The 16,930-nt window shown below is 68.6% G+C and carries 16 protein-coding genes; 7 read left to right on the top strand and 9 right to left on the bottom strand.

Features of this window, described 5'->3' with window-relative positions; genetic code table 11:
* Positions 1-33 precede the first annotated feature (33 nt).
* On the top strand, positions 34-369 hold the full coding sequence (locus AC3WQM_RS09745) for a hypothetical protein (RefSeq protein ID WP_489057182.1): 336 nt from the start codon (positions 34-36) through the stop codon (positions 367-369).
* 16 nt (positions 370-385) lie between these two features.
* Here the strand turns inward: AC3WQM_RS09745 and AC3WQM_RS09740 are convergent, their stop codons facing one another.
* Genes AC3WQM_RS09740 through adh form a run of 3 tightly spaced genes read right to left on the bottom strand, consistent with a single transcriptional unit; the run spans position 386 to position 2,552 of the window.
* Positions 386-595: a TOBE domain-containing protein gene (locus tag AC3WQM_RS09740; protein ID WP_489057183.1), complete on the bottom strand. Its 210-nt coding sequence runs from the start codon at positions 593-595 to the stop codon at positions 386-388.
* 59 nt (positions 596-654) lie between these two features.
* A complete protein-coding gene (locus tag AC3WQM_RS09735; RefSeq protein WP_492678307.1) occupies positions 655-1,032 on the bottom strand; it encodes a DUF779 domain-containing protein in 378 nt (125 codons plus the stop codon).
* Positions 1,032-2,552, bottom strand: a complete 1,521-nt coding sequence (adh, locus tag AC3WQM_RS09730; protein ID WP_492678305.1) for an aldehyde dehydrogenase — start codon at positions 2,550-2,552, stop codon at positions 1,032-1,034. Before adh ends, AC3WQM_RS09735 begins: the two co-directional genes overlap by 1 nt.
* A 234-nt stretch (positions 2,553-2,786) precedes the next feature.
* Between adh and AC3WQM_RS09725 the strand changes: the two genes are divergently transcribed.
* The gene (locus AC3WQM_RS09725; protein WP_492678303.1) at positions 2,787-4,682 is read left to right on the top strand and encodes a sigma-54-dependent Fis family transcriptional regulator; all 1,896 of its coding nucleotides are present in this window, start codon (positions 2,787-2,789) and stop codon (positions 4,680-4,682) included.
* A gap of 56 nt (positions 4,683-4,738) precedes the next feature.
* Entirely contained in the window at positions 4,739-5,569 is an 831-nt protein-coding gene (locus AC3WQM_RS09720) for a class I SAM-dependent methyltransferase (RefSeq protein ID WP_492678301.1), read from the top strand.
* Between the two features lie 7 nt (positions 5,570-5,576).
* Here the strand turns inward: AC3WQM_RS09720 and AC3WQM_RS09715 are convergent, their stop codons facing one another.
* A complete protein-coding gene (locus AC3WQM_RS09715; RefSeq protein WP_492678299.1) occupies positions 5,577-6,377 on the bottom strand; it encodes a DUF1266 domain-containing protein in 801 nt (266 codons plus the stop codon).
* A 44-nt stretch (positions 6,378-6,421) separates the two neighbouring features.
* On the bottom strand, positions 6,422-7,423 hold the full coding sequence (locus AC3WQM_RS09710) for a hypothetical protein (protein WP_492678297.1): 1,002 nt from the start codon (positions 7,421-7,423) through the stop codon (positions 6,422-6,424).
* A gap of 318 nt (positions 7,424-7,741) precedes the next feature.
* Here AC3WQM_RS09710 and AC3WQM_RS09705 point away from each other — a divergent pair, with 318 nt between their 5' ends.
* The 3 genes from AC3WQM_RS09705 (at position 7,742) to AC3WQM_RS09695 (ending at position 12,796) form a co-directional block, all read left to right on the top strand.
* The gene (locus AC3WQM_RS09705; RefSeq protein ID WP_492678295.1) at positions 7,742-8,128 is read left to right on the top strand and encodes a DUF4259 domain-containing protein; all 387 of its coding nucleotides are present in this window, start codon (positions 7,742-7,744) and stop codon (positions 8,126-8,128) included.
* Between the two features lie 218 nt (positions 8,129-8,346).
* Entirely contained in the window at positions 8,347-11,604 is a 3,258-nt protein-coding gene (locus AC3WQM_RS09700) for a hypothetical protein (RefSeq protein WP_492678293.1), read from the top strand.
* Positions 11,605-11,752: 148 nt separating this feature from the next.
* Positions 11,753-12,796, top strand: a complete 1,044-nt coding sequence (locus AC3WQM_RS09695) for an RNA methyltransferase (protein ID WP_492678291.1) — start codon at positions 11,753-11,755, stop codon at positions 12,794-12,796.
* Here AC3WQM_RS09695 and AC3WQM_RS09690 read toward each other — a convergent pair.
* Positions 12,789-13,541 carry an alpha/beta fold hydrolase gene (locus AC3WQM_RS09690; RefSeq protein ID WP_492678289.1) on the bottom strand — a complete coding sequence of 251 codons (753 nt, stop codon included), beginning with the start codon at positions 13,539-13,541 and terminating at the stop codon, positions 12,789-12,791. The two genes, AC3WQM_RS09695 and AC3WQM_RS09690, sit on opposite strands and share 8 nt — an antisense overlap.
* A 237-nt stretch (positions 13,542-13,778) precedes the next feature.
* Here AC3WQM_RS09690 and AC3WQM_RS09685 point away from each other — a divergent pair, with 237 nt between their 5' ends.
* Positions 13,779-15,377, top strand: coding sequence for an OpgD/OpgG family glucan biosynthesis protein (locus AC3WQM_RS09685; protein ID WP_492678287.1), 1,599 nt, complete (start codon positions 13,779-13,781; stop codon positions 15,375-15,377).
* Positions 15,378-15,402: 25 nt separating this feature from the next.
* On the opposite strand, the gene AC3WQM_RS09680 is transcribed toward AC3WQM_RS09685, so the two are convergent.
* The 3 genes from AC3WQM_RS09680 to AC3WQM_RS09670 form a co-directional block, all read right to left on the bottom strand.
* Positions 15,403-15,897, bottom strand: coding sequence for a pentapeptide repeat-containing protein (locus AC3WQM_RS09680; RefSeq protein ID WP_492678285.1), 495 nt, complete (start codon positions 15,895-15,897; stop codon positions 15,403-15,405).
* A gap of 134 nt (positions 15,898-16,031) precedes the next feature.
* Positions 16,032-16,262, bottom strand: a complete 231-nt coding sequence (locus AC3WQM_RS09675; RefSeq protein ID WP_492678283.1) for a hypothetical protein — start codon at positions 16,260-16,262, stop codon at positions 16,032-16,034.
* A gap of 170 nt (positions 16,263-16,432) precedes the next feature.
* Positions 16,433-16,843, bottom strand: a complete 411-nt coding sequence (locus tag AC3WQM_RS09670; RefSeq protein ID WP_492678281.1) for an FKBP-type peptidyl-prolyl cis-trans isomerase — start codon at positions 16,841-16,843, stop codon at positions 16,433-16,435.
* Positions 16,844-16,930 lie beyond the last annotated feature (87 nt).

The raw sequence follows: 16,930 nt of genomic DNA, 5'->3' as shown, positions 1-16,930 counted from the left end.
AGCCGCTATGCTGCCGGGCGGAGGAAAAGAAAAATGCCCTACACATTGAATGGCACCGGAACGCGCTACTACGGCGCGCGCGAACACGACATCGGCGGGACCTACATCACGACCAAATGGATCGTGCTTTTCGGTATCCCCTTGCTGCCCCTGAGTTCATGGCGCGTGTACCCGATGACCGAGCAGCAGACGGTCGACCACAGCCATTTCCACGGCCGCGATGTCACGCACACCGGGCAGGCGTTTCACGAACAGCCGGCGCCATTGAACTGGCGGCAGGTGCTCAATGTCTACGCAGTCGCGATTCCGATCGTCTGCGTGGTCGCCTGGCTTCTGCTCACGGCGCTGTCGCGGCTCTCGCCGCGTTAGCTTCCGACGCCCAGCCTCAATCGGTGCCCACCATCACACTCGACGCCTTGATCACCGCATAGGCATTCGACCCCTCGCTGAGCTTCAGCGACTCGGCCGAGCTGCTGGTGATGGTCGAGACGATCTGCACGCCGGGAGCGATCTCCAGCGTGACTTCGGTGGTGACGGGGCCGCGGACGATGGCGATGACCTTGCCGGACAGGACGTTGCGTGCGCTGATCTTCATGGAGAGCTCCTGGGAATGGGGAATCGAGCACGCCAGTTTATCGACGCGACGCCCCCGCCCTACCCCGCCGCCTCCGCCCCGAGCACCGCCCACTCAGCATCCGTGAACAGCCGCGAGCGCGTCAGAAAGCGCACCCCCAGCGGCCCTTCCAGCGAGAACATCCCGCCGCGCCCCGGCACGACGTCGATGATCAGCTGCGTGTGCTGCCAATATTCGAACTGCGGCCCGCTGATGTAGAACGGCATGCCGCCGATGTGGCCCAGCAGCCGGTCGTAGTCGCCCACGATGAACTCGCCCTGCGCATAGCACATGGGCGCGCTGCCATCGCAGCAGCCGCCCGACTGATGGAACATCAGCGGGCCGTGCCGTGCGGCGAGGTCGTCGATGAGCGCGAGCGCCGCGTCGGTCGCGGTGACGCGCAGGACCTCGCCGGTCATCAGAAGAAGCCCAGCTTGTTCTCGCTGTAGCTCACGAGCAGGTTCTTGGTCTGCTGGTAGTGGTCGAGCATCATCTTGTGGTTCTCGCGCCCGATGCCCGACTGCTTGTAGCCACCGAAGGCCGCATGCGCCGGGTAGTGGTGGTAGCAGTTGGTCCACACGCGGCCGGCCTGGATGCCGCGGCCCATGCGGAAGGCACGGTTCATGTCGCGGCTCCACACGCCGGCGCCCAGTCCGTAGAGCGTGTCGTTGGCGATGGACAGCGCTTCTTCCTCGTCCTTGAAGGTGGTGACCGACACGACCGGGCCGAAGATTTCCTCCTGGAAGATGCGCATCTTGTTGTGGCCGCGGAACACGGTCGGCTTCACGTAGTAGCCGTCGGCCAGATCGCCTTCGAGTTGCTGGCGCTCGCCGCCGATGAGCACCTGCGCGCCCTCCTGCCGGCCGATGTCCAGGTATGAAAGGATTTTCTCCAGCTGCTCGCTCGAGGCCTGCGCGCCGATCATGGTGGCCGCGTCGAGCGGGCTGCCTTGCTTGATGGCGGCCACGCGCTTGAGTGCGCGCTCCATGAAGCGGTCATAGATCGACTCTTGAATGAGCGCACGGCTCGGGCAGGTGCAGACCTCGCCCTGGTTCAGCGCGAACATCGTGAAGCCTTCGAGCGCCTTGTCGAAGAAGGCGTCGTCGCGCTCCATCACGTCGGCAAAGAAGATGTTGGGCGACTTGCCGCCCAACTCCAGCGTGACCGGAATGAGGTTCTGGCTCGCGTACTGCGAGATCAGCCGGCCCGTGGTGGTCTCGCCGGTGAAGGCGATCTTGCCGATGCGGTTGCTCGACGCCAGCGGCTTGCCCGCCTCCACGCCGAAACCGTTGACGATGTTCAGCACGCCCGGCGGCAGCAGGTCGCCGATGACCTCCATCAGCACCAGGATCGACACCGGCGTCTGCTCGGCCGGCTTGAGCACCACGCAGTTGCCGGCCGCCAGCGCGGGCGCGAGCTTCCACACGGCCATGAGGATCGGGAAGTTCCACGGAATGATCTGGCCGACCACGCCGATGGGCTCGTGAAAGTGGTACGCGAAGGTTTCGTGGTCGATCTCGCTGATGCCGCCTTCCTGCGAGCGGATGCACGAGGCGAAGTAGCGGAAATGGTCGATGGCCAGCGGCAGGTCGGCGGCCATGGTCTCGCGGATCGGCTTGCCGTTGTCCCAGGTCTCGGCGGCGGCCAGCATGGCCAGGTTTTCCTGCATGCGGTCGGCGATGCGGTTCAGGATGTTGGCGCGCTCGGTGGTCGAGGTGCGGCCCCAGGCGCCCTTGGCCTTGTGGGCGGCGTCGAGCGCGCGCTCGATGTCGGCGGCGCTGGAGCGCGGCACTTCGCAGAAGACCTTGCCGGTGACGGGCGTGATGTTCCCGAAATACTGGTTCTCCACCGGCGCGACCCATTCGCCGCCGATGTAGTTGCCGTAGCGCGCCTTGAAAGGCACTGCGGTACCGAATTTGCCCGGTTCGAGCATGTCCATGGGTTGTCTCCGTTGGGTAAGGTGTGAACGGGCGGCACCGCGACATGCGGCGGCCCGCACAAGCACCGCAAGCGGCATACCCATCGGGATCGGGACAATCCCCAAGCCCCGCGCCAGGGGGGCGCGGCCCGCGCAGAGGGTTTCCATTCGCAATCTGCGACATGTTTGCGCGAATACGGCGACTACGATGTCGCACAAGGCGAATCGCCGGCAATCCCGCCAACGGAGTCACGCATGACGAGTGAAGCTTCCGCACCATCGACCAGCGTCGCGCAGGCCCGCGAGCTGTTCTTTGCGCAGGGTCGCGACCCGGCGCCGTGGATCGCGCCGCACATCTCGCGCTCGTGGCAGCGCAGCCGGCCGGTCGATCCGCAATGCATCGACCCCACGCCGATGGCGGCGTCGCTGCTGAACGAACGCCGCGAGCAGGCGATGCGCCTGCTCAGCTGCGCACAGCCCGAACTCGACGGGCTCGCCGAGCATGCGGTGGGCAACGGTTGCATCGTCGCGCTGTCGGACGCGACCGGCCTCATCCTCGAAGAGATCGGCAGCCCCGACTTCCTGCCCAAGGCCCAGCGCGTGGCGCTGCAGCCCGGCGTGGCATGGTCGGAGAGCCACCGCGGCACCAACGCCATCGGCACCGCGCTGGCCGAGCGTGCGGCGCTGATGGTGCTGGGCGGCGAGCACTACCTGGCGCAGAACGGCCGGCTGGGCTGCGCAGCGGCGCCCATCTTCAGCGGGCGCGGCGAGCTGGCCGGCGCGCTCGACATCTCGGGCGAGACCGCGCGCGTGAACCACCACGCCCTGGGCCTTGTGCGCATGGCGGCGCAGCAGGTCGAGCACCGCATGCTGCTGGCCGAAGCCTCGGGCCATGTGCTGCGCTTCCACGCGCGGCCGGCGCTGATCGGTACCGCGCGCGAAGGGCTGATGGTGATCGAGAACGGGCGCATCGTCGCGGCCAACCGCGTGGCGCTCGACCTGTTCGGCCGTTCGTGGGAGGGCCTGCTCGACCTCGATGCCGAAGAATTCTTGGGCGCGCAGTGGCCGCGCATGGAGCACCGGCGCAGCCTGCTCACGCTGCCGGGCGGACGGCAGATCGCGACCGTCATGGAGCGCACCGGCACGGCGAACAGCGGCACGGGCCGCACCGGCGCGCGGCAGGTGATGGCCGCCAACACGGCCCCCGTCGACAACGACGACGTCGTGCGCCCATTGCTGGCGCGCGCCGTGCGCGTGCTCAACGAAGGCGTGCCGGTGCTGGTGAATGGCGAAACCGGCAGCGGCAAAGAGGTGTTCTCGCGCCGCCTGCACGCCGCCAGCCGCCGCAGCGCGGGCCCGTTCGTGGCGGTCGATTGCGCCTCGCTGCCCGAGACGCTGATCGAGGCCGAGCTGTTCGGCTACGAAGAAGGCGCCTTCACCGGCGCGCGCCGCAAGGGCATGCCGGGGCGCATCCGCGAAGCCCACGGCGGCGTGCTCTTTCTCGATGAGATCGCCGAGATCCCGCTCGCGCTGCAGACGCGCCTGCTGCGCGTGCTCGAAGGCCGCGTGGTCACGCCGCTGGGTGGCGGCCAGGGCGTGGCGGTCGATTTCGACCTGGTGTGCGCCACGCACGCCGGCCTGCCCGCGCTGGTCGAGGCCGGGCGCTTTCGCGCCGACCTGATGTACCGCGTGGCCGGCTTCACCGTCGCCCTGCCCGCGCTGCACGAGCGTGCCGACCGGCGCGCGCTGATCGCGCGGCTGTTCCTCGAATCGGGCGGCGCCGCCAAGCACCTGTGCCTGGAGAACGACGCGCTGGAGCGCCTGGCCGCCTACCGCTGGCCCGGCAACGTGCGCGAGCTGCGCAGCGTGCTACGTGCGCTGGTCGCGCTGGCCGACCCGGGCGATGCGGTGACGGCCGATGCGCTGCCGACGCACCTGCAAGACGCCGCGCCCCTTGCCGACTTCAGCGACGCCACAGCGTCGCAACCCAACGCGCCGCTGCAAACCATCACCCGCCACGTCATCGACGAAGCCCTGCGCGCCTGCGACCACGACGTGGCGCGCGCGGCGCGCCGGCTCGGCGTTCACCGCGCCACCGTGTACCGCCATCTCGCACGCCAGCGCCCGCCCGCGGGCAACACCAAAGACTGACTTGCCCGCGCGCGCGGGACCGGCCAGACTTTGCGCATGGCCCTGTTCCCGCATTCATGACCACCGGCAAACCCGCGCGCAAGCTCTCGGCCGTGCCGTCCACCTTGCGGATTCCGCTGGCCGCGCGGGCCTCGGGCGATGCGCTCTTTCCGCAGATGGCCGTGCGCGACGCCTACGCCGCCGGCATCCTCGAGCAGATCCGCGACGACGACCACGCCCTGCCCGACGACCGCACGACCATCTACGGCATCCTCGCGCGCACGCGGCGCTTTCGCAGCCTGGCGCAAGACTTCCTCAAGCTGCACCCGGGCGCGCGCGTCGTGAACCTGGGCTGCGGCCTGAGCCATTACTTCCAGTGGCTGGACGACGGCAAGTCGCGCATGACCGACGCCGACCTGCCCGAGGTGCTGGCCCTGCGCCGCGAGCTGCTGCCCGAAACCCATCCGCGCCACGACCTGCGCGAACTCGACCTCACGGCGCCCGACTGGTGGGACCAGCTCGGCCTGCCGCGCAAGCGCCAGGCGCAGCCGGTCTTCCTGTTCACCGAGGGCGTGCTGATGTACCTCACGCCCGAGCAGGTGAACGCCGTGCTCACCACCTTCGGCGAACGCGCGCCTGCGGGCTCGGTGCTGGCCTTCGACGCGATGTGCTGGCTGGCCGTGGGCCGCGCGCGCCAGCACCCTTCCGTGCGCGCGACGGGTGCGGAGTTCCATTGGGGCCTGCGCCGCACCGACGAGCTGACGCAGCCGCATCCGCGCCTGCGCCTGGACGGCACCTACCGCGTGATGGAAGGCTACGGCTGGCCCTACACGCTGTTCGCGCCGATGGTGCTGTTCTTCCTGGGCGTGCCGGTCTACGCCGTGTACGCACTGAAGGCGAAGGACTAGGGTCTGTTCAGGCGAAAGGTACGCTGCGGTACGGGCTGCGCGTGTCGCTCAGCAGCAGGCGGTTGGTGCGCAGCAGGTGCTCTTCGCGCGCGCCGGCGTACTGCCAGATCAGCCCGCCCGCGATGTACGCGGCACTCACCTGCGACCAATTGGCATGGGCCGCGCGCACCTGCGACTCCAGGCCGCCCGCAAAACCCGCGAACTCCGCGCGCTCGATGTAGCCCAGCTGCACCGCCCAACGCGACAGATTGGCCAGTCGCACCGCATCCCAGGCCACCAGGCTCGTCAGCTGCGCCGGCGCCACGCCGAAGTGCTTGCGCAGGGCGTTGACCCAGCTCTGGCTGCCCGTCATCAGCTGGCTCAGCTCGGCGCTCGAATGCCCGGTCTGCGCAGACAGCGCACGCATGTCCAAGTGCTCGCGCGCCTTGATCTGGAAGAACGCGGGGAACCACGCGTCCATGACCAGGCGCAGCAGGCCGGGCGTGGACTGCACCGCCGCATCGATCGCGCCGATGGCCTTCCAGGCCGGCAGGTACTTCGCGCGCTGCCCTTCTTCGGTCAGCCAACGCGCGGTCTGCTCGAAGCTCGCGCGATCGGTCACGTTCCACACCTGCGCGACGCCTTCGCGCAGGGTGTCGTTGTCCTTGCCGGTGAGCACCGCGTTCACGCAGTCGCCGTTGAAGGCAGACAGCGGCGTGCTCAGCGTGACCAGCCATTGCTCCTGCGCGGAAAGCGCGGGCGCGGCGGCGTCGAACTTGAGCTTGTCGTTGTCGAGCATCGCGTGCGCGAGCGTGTCCTTGAACCCCATGAAAACCCCTCCGAAATTTATTGAATGGCGCGCGGGCGGATCGATCAGGCCCGCGATTGCAGCCGCACGACTTCCTGCTGCAGGAACGCGAGGAACGGTGCGCGAAGCGCTTCCTTCATGTGCGCGGGCAGCGCCATCGGTGGCGTCGAGCCGGTCAGCAACTGGTCGCCCTTCTCTCCGATCTGGAGCGCGCGCGCCTCCACCCGCTCCAGCGCGATGCGCAGCGGCGACTCCATCAGGTCCTTGCCGTACAGCGCCTGCGCAGTCAGCGCCACGCCGTAGGGGCCGCCGAACAGCGGGAAGTCGGCCAGCGCGAACTGCAAGGTCTCGCCCGCGGGAATCTGGAACTTGTCCGTCACCTTGCCCAGCTTCTTGGCCAACTTCTGGTTGGCGGGGTCGAGCAAGGTGTCGGCCGCACCGTAGTCGGCCACCAGCTCGGCCAGCGTCCAGACGCGTTGCTGCGCCTGCCGCTGGCTGCCGTTCTCCGCGTGGTAGGCGAGCACCGCCGCGACCGCTGGCGTCAGCAGCTCGCCGCAACGCTTGAGCAGCACCGGCTCAGGTTCGTCGGCGATACCCGACCAGTCCTTCCACGCCTTGTAGCGGGTGAGCAGCATCGAGACGAACGAAGGCGCGTCGTCCGCACGCGCCGGCAAGGCGTGGCCCTGCGCCGGCGGGGGTGCGGCCGACAGCACGGTGAAGTCGTCCTGCACGTACACGGCCTGGTCGGTCAGCAGCAGCCCTTGCGACGTGCGCTTGCCGCTGAGCCGGTTCATGGCGTGGTAGCCGAGAAAGAACAGCGGGATCTCGTCGCCCAGCCAGGGCTTGGGCAGGTACATCTGCTCGACCGCCTGCGCGAACACCTGCGGTGCGTCGATGTGGTCGGGATGGTCGGTCTGGTCGGGCAGGAAGGCGAAGCCCGACAGGTCGGCATGCAGTGGCGCCTGCACCTGTTGCTGGACCCGCGCACGCAACGCATCACCGTGGCGCGAACGTTCAGGCGGCAGCGCGCCCAGGTGATCGGTGAAGGACGAAAAAACGAATGACATGCTGAATCTCTCCCTGAAACCGTGGACATGTGAATTGGTATGCGGCCCGACCTCTGCTTCCGTTGGCAATGCACGGCAGATCGGTCGTGACCGCGGAATGTCCTGCAAGGACACCGCCGCAATGCCGGCCCGAAGGAGGTGGTCCCCGGCGGCTCACGGACTGGATGATCACGCCTCATTTCAGAGGCGCGGCCATGCTACTTGGAAGCGTCGCTCGGCATTCTGACGAATTCTGAGAGGGCGCGCGATCACGCCATCGGCCCGCTAGCATCACTGAATCTGCAAACCGTGGCCACGCCACACACGGGAGTCAAACGAATGGGTACATGGTCCACGGCAGGCTTCGGCAACGACGAGGCACTCGATTGGCTGGCTGAACTGCAGGAAGCCGATGACGCGCTCGCCTTCATCCAGGAGACGCTGGATTCAGGTTCGACGGAAGGCACCGTCGCCGCGAGCGAAGTGCTGGCACTGCTCGCCGGCCAAGGCAGCGCCGATGCACACCCGGACGCGGTCGACTGGTGCGCCGGCAAGGCCGCCCCGCCCGCCGCCTTGCGCCATGCCGCCGCCGACGCCCTGCAGGCCATCCTCGACGACCCCGATGCCGACGGGCACGACACCTGGGCCGAGCTGGGCGAGGACGACGAGGACTACCTCGCGTGGCTCGCGAACCTGAAAAGCCTGCAGGCCCGGCTGCGCGGCTGAGCCCCTGAACGCCGCGGACGTTCCGAGAAAAAATTGCGCCGTGTTACGTAACGAGCGGCGACAGCTGCCTCTTTTGCACCACGGGGCCGATGAGGCCATTCGCACAAAAGTCTTTTCGAATCAACGAGATACGGCGTTTACGGCCACGCGCTGACGGCTGAAGGCAAAGGCGGCACGCATGTTGCCCTCTGTAGTCATTTATTTGACGAGGAGGCCGCATGACCACCACCGTATCGCCGATCGCTTCGATCCCCGCCGCCGCCGAAAGCGGCGCTCCCGTGGTGCTTGCGCAGGCCAGCGTCACGCCCCTGGGCCCCGTCGGGTCGGCGCCCATGGCCGCGCCCGCCGCGCCGACCAGCCTGGGCACGCTGTCCAACGCTACCCCCGGCACGGTCGTCATGCGCGACGGACTGCGGATGCCGGTGGACGGCAACCAGACCCTCATTGCAGGCGACCGCGTGATCGTGCCCGACGGCGGGCAGGCCAACGTGCTGTTCCCCGGCTCCGCCACCAACAAGGCGCCACTGTCAGGTGTCTTTGCGAGCGGCACCGACGCCACCATCACCTCGACCAAGCTGTCCAGCGGCCTGGAGCAGGTGAACGTCGACGTGGCCTCGGGCAACCTCGATGTGACCTCGCCCGACAGCGACGCCGAAGCCGCGGCGCTCGCCGTGAGCAAGAAGACCGCGGCCGGCAGCGGCATCGGCCTGGGTGAATTCGCACTCGGCGCGCTGGGCGCCATCGGCCTGGGCGCCGCACTGAGCGGTGGTGGCGGCGGCGACAGCGGCGGGTTCCCGCTGTTCGTCTCGGGCATCGGCGACAGCGATGCGGACGCCGATTCGGACACCGACGCCGATGCAGACTCGGATGCCGACGCGGATGCAGACGCCGACAGCGACGCGGATGCGGATGCCGATGCCGACTCGGATGCCGACGCTGATGCGGACGCGGATGCCGATGCGGACGCCGATGCCGACGCAGACCACCTGCTCGATCCGGGCGACGGCCTCGCGGGCCATCTGCTCGGCGCACTCGACAACGCCCTCGGCCTGGGCGGCGCAAGCAACCCAGCGGCGCGCGGCGCGTCCGACTCGTCGGGCACGCTGGGTTCCCTGATGCCCGTGGCCGATGGTCTCACCGACCTCGTCGACGACCTGCTCTCGCCGGTCACCGGCGAGGAGTTCCGGCCCGACGATCCGAACGAGTTCGAGGCCGTGGACAACGCGGTCGAGAACATCGCCATCCACGTCGGCGGCGTGCTGACCCCGGTGGTCGACGGCCTGCTCGGCAACGGATTGACCGATGCGCTGGTCGGCTCGCTGATCGGCCAGGTCGACTACCTGACCGACGCGCTGGGCAACGCGCTCGAGAACGTGCTGGGCAGCGAAGGCCTGCTCGGCGGCATCACCGTTCCGCTGGGCCTGGACGGCCTCGTGGACGACCTGCTCGGCACGGATGGTGTCGTCGGCCAGGTGCTCGACGGGCTGCTGGGTGATGGCAGCCTGCTGGGCAGCGTGCTCGGTGAAGACGGATTGATCGGACAACTGCTGGGAGACGACGGCCTGCTGGGTGGTGTGCTGGGCGACGGTGGCTTGCTGGGTGGCGTGCTCGGTGGCGACGGCGGTCTGCTTGGCGGCGTGCTGGGTGACGATGGCCTGTTGGGCGGCCTGCTCGGCGGCGACGGTGGCTTGCTCGGCGGTGTACTGGGTGACGACGGCCTGCTGGGAGGCGTGCTCGGTGGCGACGGTGGTCTGCTGGGCGGCTTGCTGGGCGGCGAAGGTGGCCTGCTCGGCGGTGTGCTCGGTGACGACGGCCTGCTGGGCGGCGTCCTTGGTGGCGAAGGCGGCTTGCTGGGCGGAGTGCTGGGTGACGATGGCCTGTTGGGTGGTCTGCTCGGTGGCGACGGTGGCTTGCTCGGCGGCGTGCTGGGTGGCGACGGCGGCTTGCTCGGTGGCGTCCTGGGTGACGACGGCCTGCTGGGCGGCTTGCTCGGTGGCGACGGCGGCCTGCTCGGCGGTGTGCTGGGCGACGGCGGCCTGGTCAACGGCCTGCTCGGCGACGAAGGCATCCTGGGCGGCGTGCTCGGCGGCGACGGCGCGCTGTCCGGCCTGCTCGGCAGCGAAGGCCTCACCGGCGGACTGCTCGGCGGCGACGGGCTCGTGGACAGCCTGCTCGGCCCGGACGGCGCGGTCGGCTCCCTGCTGAGCGCAACCCCGCTGGCCGGCCTGCTCGGCGGCGAAGACGGCTTGCTGAGCGGCGTGCTGGGCGATGGCGGCCTTCTGGGCGGGCTCCTTGGCGACGACGGTCTGCTGGGCGGTGTTCTCGGCGACGACGGCATCCTCGGTGCCGAAGGCCCGGTCGGCGGTCTGTTGAACGGCGTCCTCGGCGGCGACGGTGGCGGCCTGCTCGGCGGTGTGCTGGGTGACGACGGTCTGCTGGGTGGTTTGCTCGGCGGTGACGGTGGTCTCCTGGGTGGATTGCTGGGTGATGACGGTTTGCTGGGCGGTGTCCTCGGTGGCGACGGTGGCCTGCTTGGCGGCGTGTTGGGTGACGATGGCCTGCTGGGTGGCGTCCTCGGCGGTGACGGTGGCCTGCTCGGTGGCTTGCTGGGTGATGAAGGCCTGTTGGGCAGCCTGCTCGGCGGCGGCGACGGTGGCCTGCTCGGCGGTGTGCTGGGTGACGACGGCCTTCTGGGTGGTGTCCTCGGCGGCGATGGCGGCCTGCTCGGCGGTGTGCTCGGTGACGGCGGCCTCCTGGGCGGCGTTCTTGGCGGCGACGGCGGCTTGCTCGGCGGTGTGCTGGGTGACGACGGCCTCCTGGGCGGCGTTCTCGGCGGCGACGGTGGCTTGCTTGGCGGCGTGCTGGGCGACGACGGCCTCCTGGGCGGCGTTCTCGGCGGCGACGGTGGCTTGCTTGGCGGCGTGCTGGGTAACGACGGTCTGCTGGGTGGCGTCCTCGGCGGCGACGGCGGTTTGCTCGGCGGTGTGCTCGGTGACGACGGCCTTCTGGGCGGCGTTCTCGGCGGCGACGGTGGCTTGCTCGGCGGTGTTCTCGGTGAAGACGGCGTGCTGGGCGGCGTCCTCGGTGGCGGTGAAGGCGGCTTGCTCGGCGGCATCGTCGGCGAAGACGGCCTCGTGGGCAGCCTGCTCGGCGGCCTGCTCGGAGGCAAGAGCCCCGTCGCGGACATCCTCGAGCCGGTGTCGTCGGTGCTCGGCCATGCAAGCGATGCCGTGGCACCCGTCGCGGCCGGGGCCACGCAGGCCGCATCCGGCGCCGCGGTGCCTGCGGCCGACATCCTGGCCGGCGCCAGCTCGGCGGTCGCCCCGGTGGTCGCGGAAGTGGTGAACACCGTCGAGCACGCGGTCACGCCGCTGGTGTGCGAGGTCGTGGCCCCGATCACCAGCCTGCTCGACCACAGCGGCACAGGCTCCGCGCTGGCGCCCGTGACGAACATCCTGCACGGCCTGCTGGGCTGACCGAAGGCGGGAGCGGCCGGCAGCGGCCCTCCCCTTCGCACGCTTTCTCGCGCATCGCAGGCGCGGCGCCTGCCCCGGCGCGCCGCGCCTTCGCATGCCCGCCGTGCACAATCGGCGCTCCCCCGAGCCCCTTTGCCCCACGCCGCGCATGCGAATCCACGAACTGAAACGACGACTCCGCGAGGCCGGGGCCGGCCCCAGCCACGAGCAGCGCATCCTGCGGCTGTGGTCGCATGCGCTGCCGCGCAACAGCGGCAGGCGCTTGCCGGCCACGTTCTTCCCGTCGTCGCTGATGGAGGCCCTGCCGGCCATCGAAGCCGAACTCGCGGGCTTGGCGCGCATCCACGCGATTCATCCCGGCGCCGACGGCTCCGAGCGATTGCTCGTTGCGCTGGCCGACGGCCAGACCGTCGAAAGCGTGCTGCTGCCGCGCGACGGCCTGTGCGTCTCGTCGCAGGTCGGCTGCGCCGTCGGGTGCCAGTTCTGCATGACGGGGCGCGACGGCTTGCTGCGCCAGGTCGAAAGCGCCGAGATCATTGCGCAGGTGGCACTCGCACGCCTGCGCCGGCCCGTGCGCAAGGTGGTGTTCATGGGCATGGGCGAACCGGCCCACAACCTGGACAACGTGATCGAGGCCATCGAGCTGCTCGGCACGGTCGGCAACATCGGCCACAAGAACCTGGTGTTCTCCACCGTCGGCGATCCGCGCGTCTTCGAGCGGCTGCTGCAGGCGCGCGTGCGACCCGCGCTGGCGCTCTCGCTGCACACGACCAATGCCGAGCTGCGCAAGAAGCTCCTGCCGCGCGCGCCGAACCTGACGCCCGAAGCCCTCATCGACGCGGGCGAGCACTACGCCCGCGCCACCGGCTACCCGATCCAGTACCAGTGGACACTGCTCGAAGGCGTGAACGACGGCCCCGAAGAAGTCGAAGGCATCGTGCGGTTGCTCTCGGGCAAGTACGGCGTGCTGAACATGATCCCGTTCAACACGGTGGAGGGCGTGGACTTCGGCCGCCCGTCGCGCGAGCGCTGCGAGCAGATGGCCCGCACGCTGCACGAACGCGGCATCCTCACGAAGCTGCGCTACTCGGCCGGCCAGGACGTCGACGGCGGCTGCGGCCAGTTGCGGGCGCGCGCGGCCGAGGTGCGGGTGACCGTGCCGATCCGCCGGGCCGACGAGCGGCTCAGCTGAGCGAGGCCATCCAGTCCCACACTGCGCCGGGCGCCTCGACCATCACGTTGTGGCCATGCGGGCCCAGGTCGCGGGCGTCGGGGTCGAGGGAGCGGGTCTGCTCGAGGGTGACCAACGCATCGTGGCGGCCCTGCCCGAGGTGAATCGGGCAGCGCGCCAGTCCGACGAGTTCGGACAGCGGTGGCTTGCCCACGGCGTTGGCGCGCGGGTCCATGGCGAGGCGCCAACCCTCGCCATCTTGCGCAACGCCGCGCGCCACGACAGGCGATGTCGCATCGACGATCCCCGCGAGACCGGAGACTTTCAGATAGCGGTCGCGAGCCTCTTCTTCCGTAACGAACCTCTTCGCGGGCTGCGTCGCCAGGGTCTCCATGCGGCGGACCTCTTCATCGCTCCACGCGACCTTGATGCCGGCCGCGAACACCCGGTGCGGCACGACGCCGAACCACCCCGTCGCGATCGCAAGACCGATCACACCGCCCAGCGAATGTCCGAGCACCACGAGTCGGCCTTCTGGCTGCAGATGCGGCAGCACCGCCCGCGCCACGGTGGCGGCGTGCTGGCCGATGACGTAGGAGGCCTGCCGGTCCGATGCGCCGTGCCCGGGCAGATCGAGCGCAAGCCAGCGGCCACGCCATCGCGCGCCGGCCTGCGCGCACAGCGGCGACCACACCGCGCCTGTCGCGCCCATGCCGTGCAGCAGCACCAGCAGGTCAGGGCCTTCGCCGCCTTGTTCGATGTACATGTCCGGGGTCTCCTTGGCACTTTCGATGGCGCGAGAATACCCGCCGACGCCCCGAAAAGGGCCCGATCGGCACCCGCTGCCGCAAGACAGCGCGGGGCCTTGTCCGGCCCCGTTTGCGCGGAATGGCTGACGCGCCGTACCCTGTGGTCCGGGGCATGCTTGACGTTGTTTCCCGTCCCTCACCCGCTCTTTCTTTTCCCTTCTCCTTCAAAGGCATTCGCCGCCCCTCAAGAACCCATGCTTGATCGCCGATCCTTCCTCGCCGCCGGCAGTGCCGCCGCCGCACTCGCTGCCCTGGGACTGCCCGAAGAGGCGCTGGCCGCCAACGGCCTGCAACTGAGCCAGCCGGCGCCCTTCTCCTTCGATGCGCTCGTCGCGCAGGCCAAGCGCCTGGCCGCCCGCCCCTACACCGCCGCCGCGCCGCTGGCGCCTCAGGTGCTGGAGCGCATCGACTACGACGCGCACGGCAAGATCCGCTTCGACCCCGCCAACGCCCTCTTCCGCGACGGGCCCGGCGCCTTTCCAGTCACGTTCTTCCACCTCGGCCGCTTCTTCCAGACCCCGGTGCGCATGCACGTGCTGGAGAACGCTGGCGGCGACAGCTTTGCGCGCGAGGTGCTCTACAGCCCGTCGTACTTCTCGATGCCCGCCGACAGCCCCGCGCGCGCGCTGCCAGAAGGCGCCGGCTTCGCGGGCTTTCGCCTGCAGGAAAGCCGCCTGGGCGACCAGGGCAAGCTCGACTGGCAGAAGAACGACTGGGTCGCCTTTCTCGGCGCCTCGTACTTCCGCGCCATCGGCGAGCTCTACCAGTACGGTTTGTCGGCGCGCGGCATCGCGCTCGACGTGGCGGTGCCCGACAAGCCCGAAGAGTTTCCGAACTTCACGCGCTTCTATTTCGAGACGCCGGCCGCGGGCAACACCACCTCGATGACCGTCTACGCGCTGCTCGAGGGGCCGAGCGTCACAGGCGTGTTCAAGTTCGTCATGCAGCGCGGCAAGGCCGTCATCATGGACATCGACGCGCGCGTGTTCCTGCGCCGCGACGTGTCGCGCCTGGGCCTGGTGCCGCTCACGTCGATGTACTGGTACTCGGAGACCATCAAGCCCACCGCGATCGACTGGCGCCCCGAGGTGCACGACTCCGACGGCCTCGCGATCTGGAACGGCGCGGGCGAGCGCATCTGGCGCCCGCTCAACAACCCCACGCAGACCCGCGCCTCCGCGTTCGCCGACACCCGGCCGCGCGGCTTCGGCCTGCTGCAGCGCGACCGCGCCTTCGACCACTACCAGGACGGCGTCAACTACGAGAAGCGCCCCAGCCTGTGGATCGAACCGCTGGGCGACTGGGGCGAAGGCTCGGTGCAGCTCATCGAGATCCCGACCGACGACGAGATCCACGACAACACCGTCGCCTTCTGGGTGCCGAAGGCCGATGCAAAAGCCGGGGCAAGCTACAGCCTGCAGTACCGGCTGCACTGGACCGACCAGGAGCCCTTTCCGTCACCGCTCGCGCGCTGCGTGGCCACCCGCATCGGCCGCGGCGGCCAACCGGGCCAGCCGCGCCCACAGGGCGTGCGCAAGTTCATGGTGGAGTTCATCGGGCAACCGCTCACCACGGTGCCCTTCGGCGTCAAGCCCGAACTGGTGCTCACCGCGCCGCGCGGCAAGTTCTCCTACGTCTTCGCCGAGGCCGTGCCCAACGGCGTGCCGGGCCACTGGCGCGCGCAGTTCGACTTCACGCCCGAAGGCACGGAGCCGGTCGACATGCGGCTCTATCTGAAGAACGGGGACCAGACGTTGACGGAGACCTGGCTGTATCAGTATCAGCCAGGGTGAGCGGGAACGGCTGCATCTTGCGGCCTCAGTTGATTCGCGCGTTGGTCAGTTGCATGTCTTCGAACTGACTGCCTGTGAAGTCGACCTGCTCGCCCTGCAGGCCGATCGCGCTCACCTGCGTGCCTCTGCAGTCGAGCAACTTCAACCCTGACCACTGGCTCGCATCGAAATTGAGTGCGGTCCAGTTGCAACGAGTAAAGGTGCAATCGCTGAGCGTGCTGGCCTTCAATTGCGAGGCGCTGAAAGTGCAGTCGACGAAGGTGCATCCGCTGATCGCGATCCGTGCCATGTCGCACTGGCTGAAGGTGCAACCGCTGAACTGGCATGCGGTCCAGACGGCGTCTTGAAAAGTGGTCGATGCGAAGCTGCTGCCGCTGAAGGCGCTCGACGAGAAGGTGACCAGGTTGAGGTCGAGCCCAGCGTAGGCATTGCCGTCGCTCTGGCCGGAAAGACCCGCCGGCGCACCGCCTGCGCCTTTTCGCCATTTGTCGTGGTCCTCGATGATTTGTTTAGCGCTCATGGTGCGCTCAACCTATCCGACCGCACATGACGAAACACACGAAGGCCCAATAGAGTCCGCAAAGCACAACGAGGAGCGCAAGAAGCACCCACAGGATTGTTCCCCACAGCGATCCTGGCTTTTTCTTTTCCTGCTTAGCCATGTGGGACAACTCCCTGCGCGTCGAAGGTGAAGTCGGCCGCTTCGCTTGCGCCAAGGTCCAGGGCGTCGAGCGTTTTAAGCAGAAGCTCGCAGTCAAACAAGCTGTTGACGCCTTCGCGCCCCAACAGGCAAACCGGCTCAAGCGCCCGGCAGCCCAGAAACACCAGAATGGCGGTGCTATTGATTTGAAGCGTGCGCGTTGGCGCAGCACTGAATGCGGACATGTATTCCTCCCAGAAGCCGCCCCTGTGGATCAGGAGTCAGGCCGCGGATTGTGGGAGGCCCATGCGCACAAAAACGAGGGGAAAGAATCGGGCAACTATTGCGTGGCGAGCAGCGTGATGAACTGCACGCACCGCCCATTGCCCAAGCCGGCTCCAACCGGCCGCGACCACTACTTCTTCGTGACCGACACCAACTCCACTTCGAAATTCAACGTCGCATTCGGCGGAATGACACCGCCCGCACCGCGCGCACCGTAGGCAATCGACGGCGGGCAGGTCAGCTTCGCCTTGCCGCCCGGCTTCATCTTCTGCACACCTTCGGTCCAGCACGGGATCACGCCGTTGAGCGGGAACTCGGTGGGTTCGCCGCGCTTGTAGGAGCTGTCGAACTCCTTGCCGCTATCGGGGAAGGTGCCGCGGTAGTGCACCTTGACCACGTCGGTGGCGGCGGGCGATGCGCCGGTGCCTTCCTTGAGCGACTGGTAGATCAGGCCGCTGGGCGTGGTCACGGCGGCGGATTGCGCAAAGGCTGCGGGAATGGCGAAGACGGACACGAGCGCGGCACAGGCAAATGACTTCACGAAACACCTCGGTGGTTGAAAAGCTGCCGATTATGGACAGCCCCCGTGAAGCCACCTGTACGTCGATGTATCCGATGGAACGGCCCT

The organism is Variovorax sp. FW301-JW7 (assembly GCF_058788795.1).
Note: the sequence above shows the minus strand (reverse complement) of the source record. Positions and strands in the feature narration are given on the sequence as shown.

Coding starts and splice junctions, on each gene's coding strand:
- AC3WQM_RS09745 (WP_489057182.1), top strand. CDS start 34: ATGCCCTACACATTGAATGGCACCGGAACGCGCTACTACGGCGCGCGC.
- AC3WQM_RS09740 (WP_489057183.1), bottom strand. CDS start 595: ATGAAGATCAGCGCACGCAACGTCCTGTCCGGCAAGGTCATCGCCATC.
- AC3WQM_RS09735 (WP_492678307.1), bottom strand. CDS start 1,032: ATGACCGGCGAGGTCCTGCGCGTCACCGCGACCGACGCGGCGCTCGCG.
- adh (WP_492678305.1), bottom strand. CDS start 2,552: ATGGACATGCTCGAACCGGGCAAATTCGGTACCGCAGTGCCTTTCAAG.
- AC3WQM_RS09725 (WP_492678303.1), top strand. CDS start 2,787: ATGACGAGTGAAGCTTCCGCACCATCGACCAGCGTCGCGCAGGCCCGC.
- AC3WQM_RS09720 (WP_492678301.1), top strand. CDS start 4,739: ATGACCACCGGCAAACCCGCGCGCAAGCTCTCGGCCGTGCCGTCCACC.
- AC3WQM_RS09715 (WP_492678299.1), bottom strand. CDS start 6,377: ATGGGGTTCAAGGACACGCTCGCGCACGCGATGCTCGACAACGACAAG.
- AC3WQM_RS09710 (WP_492678297.1), bottom strand. CDS start 7,423: ATGTCATTCGTTTTTTCGTCCTTCACCGATCACCTGGGCGCGCTGCCG.
- AC3WQM_RS09705 (WP_492678295.1), top strand. CDS start 7,742: ATGGGTACATGGTCCACGGCAGGCTTCGGCAACGACGAGGCACTCGAT.
- AC3WQM_RS09700 (WP_492678293.1), top strand. CDS start 8,347: ATGACCACCACCGTATCGCCGATCGCTTCGATCCCCGCCGCCGCCGAA.
- AC3WQM_RS09695 (WP_492678291.1), top strand. CDS start 11,753: ATGCGAATCCACGAACTGAAACGACGACTCCGCGAGGCCGGGGCCGGC.
- AC3WQM_RS09690 (WP_492678289.1), bottom strand. CDS start 13,541: ATGTACATCGAACAAGGCGGCGAAGGCCCTGACCTGCTGGTGCTGCTG.
- AC3WQM_RS09685 (WP_492678287.1), top strand. CDS start 13,779: ATGCTTGATCGCCGATCCTTCCTCGCCGCCGGCAGTGCCGCCGCCGCA.
- AC3WQM_RS09680 (WP_492678285.1), bottom strand. CDS start 15,897: ATGAGCGCTAAACAAATCATCGAGGACCACGACAAATGGCGAAAAGGC.
- AC3WQM_RS09675 (WP_492678283.1), bottom strand. CDS start 16,262: ATGTCCGCATTCAGTGCTGCGCCAACGCGCACGCTTCAAATCAATAGC.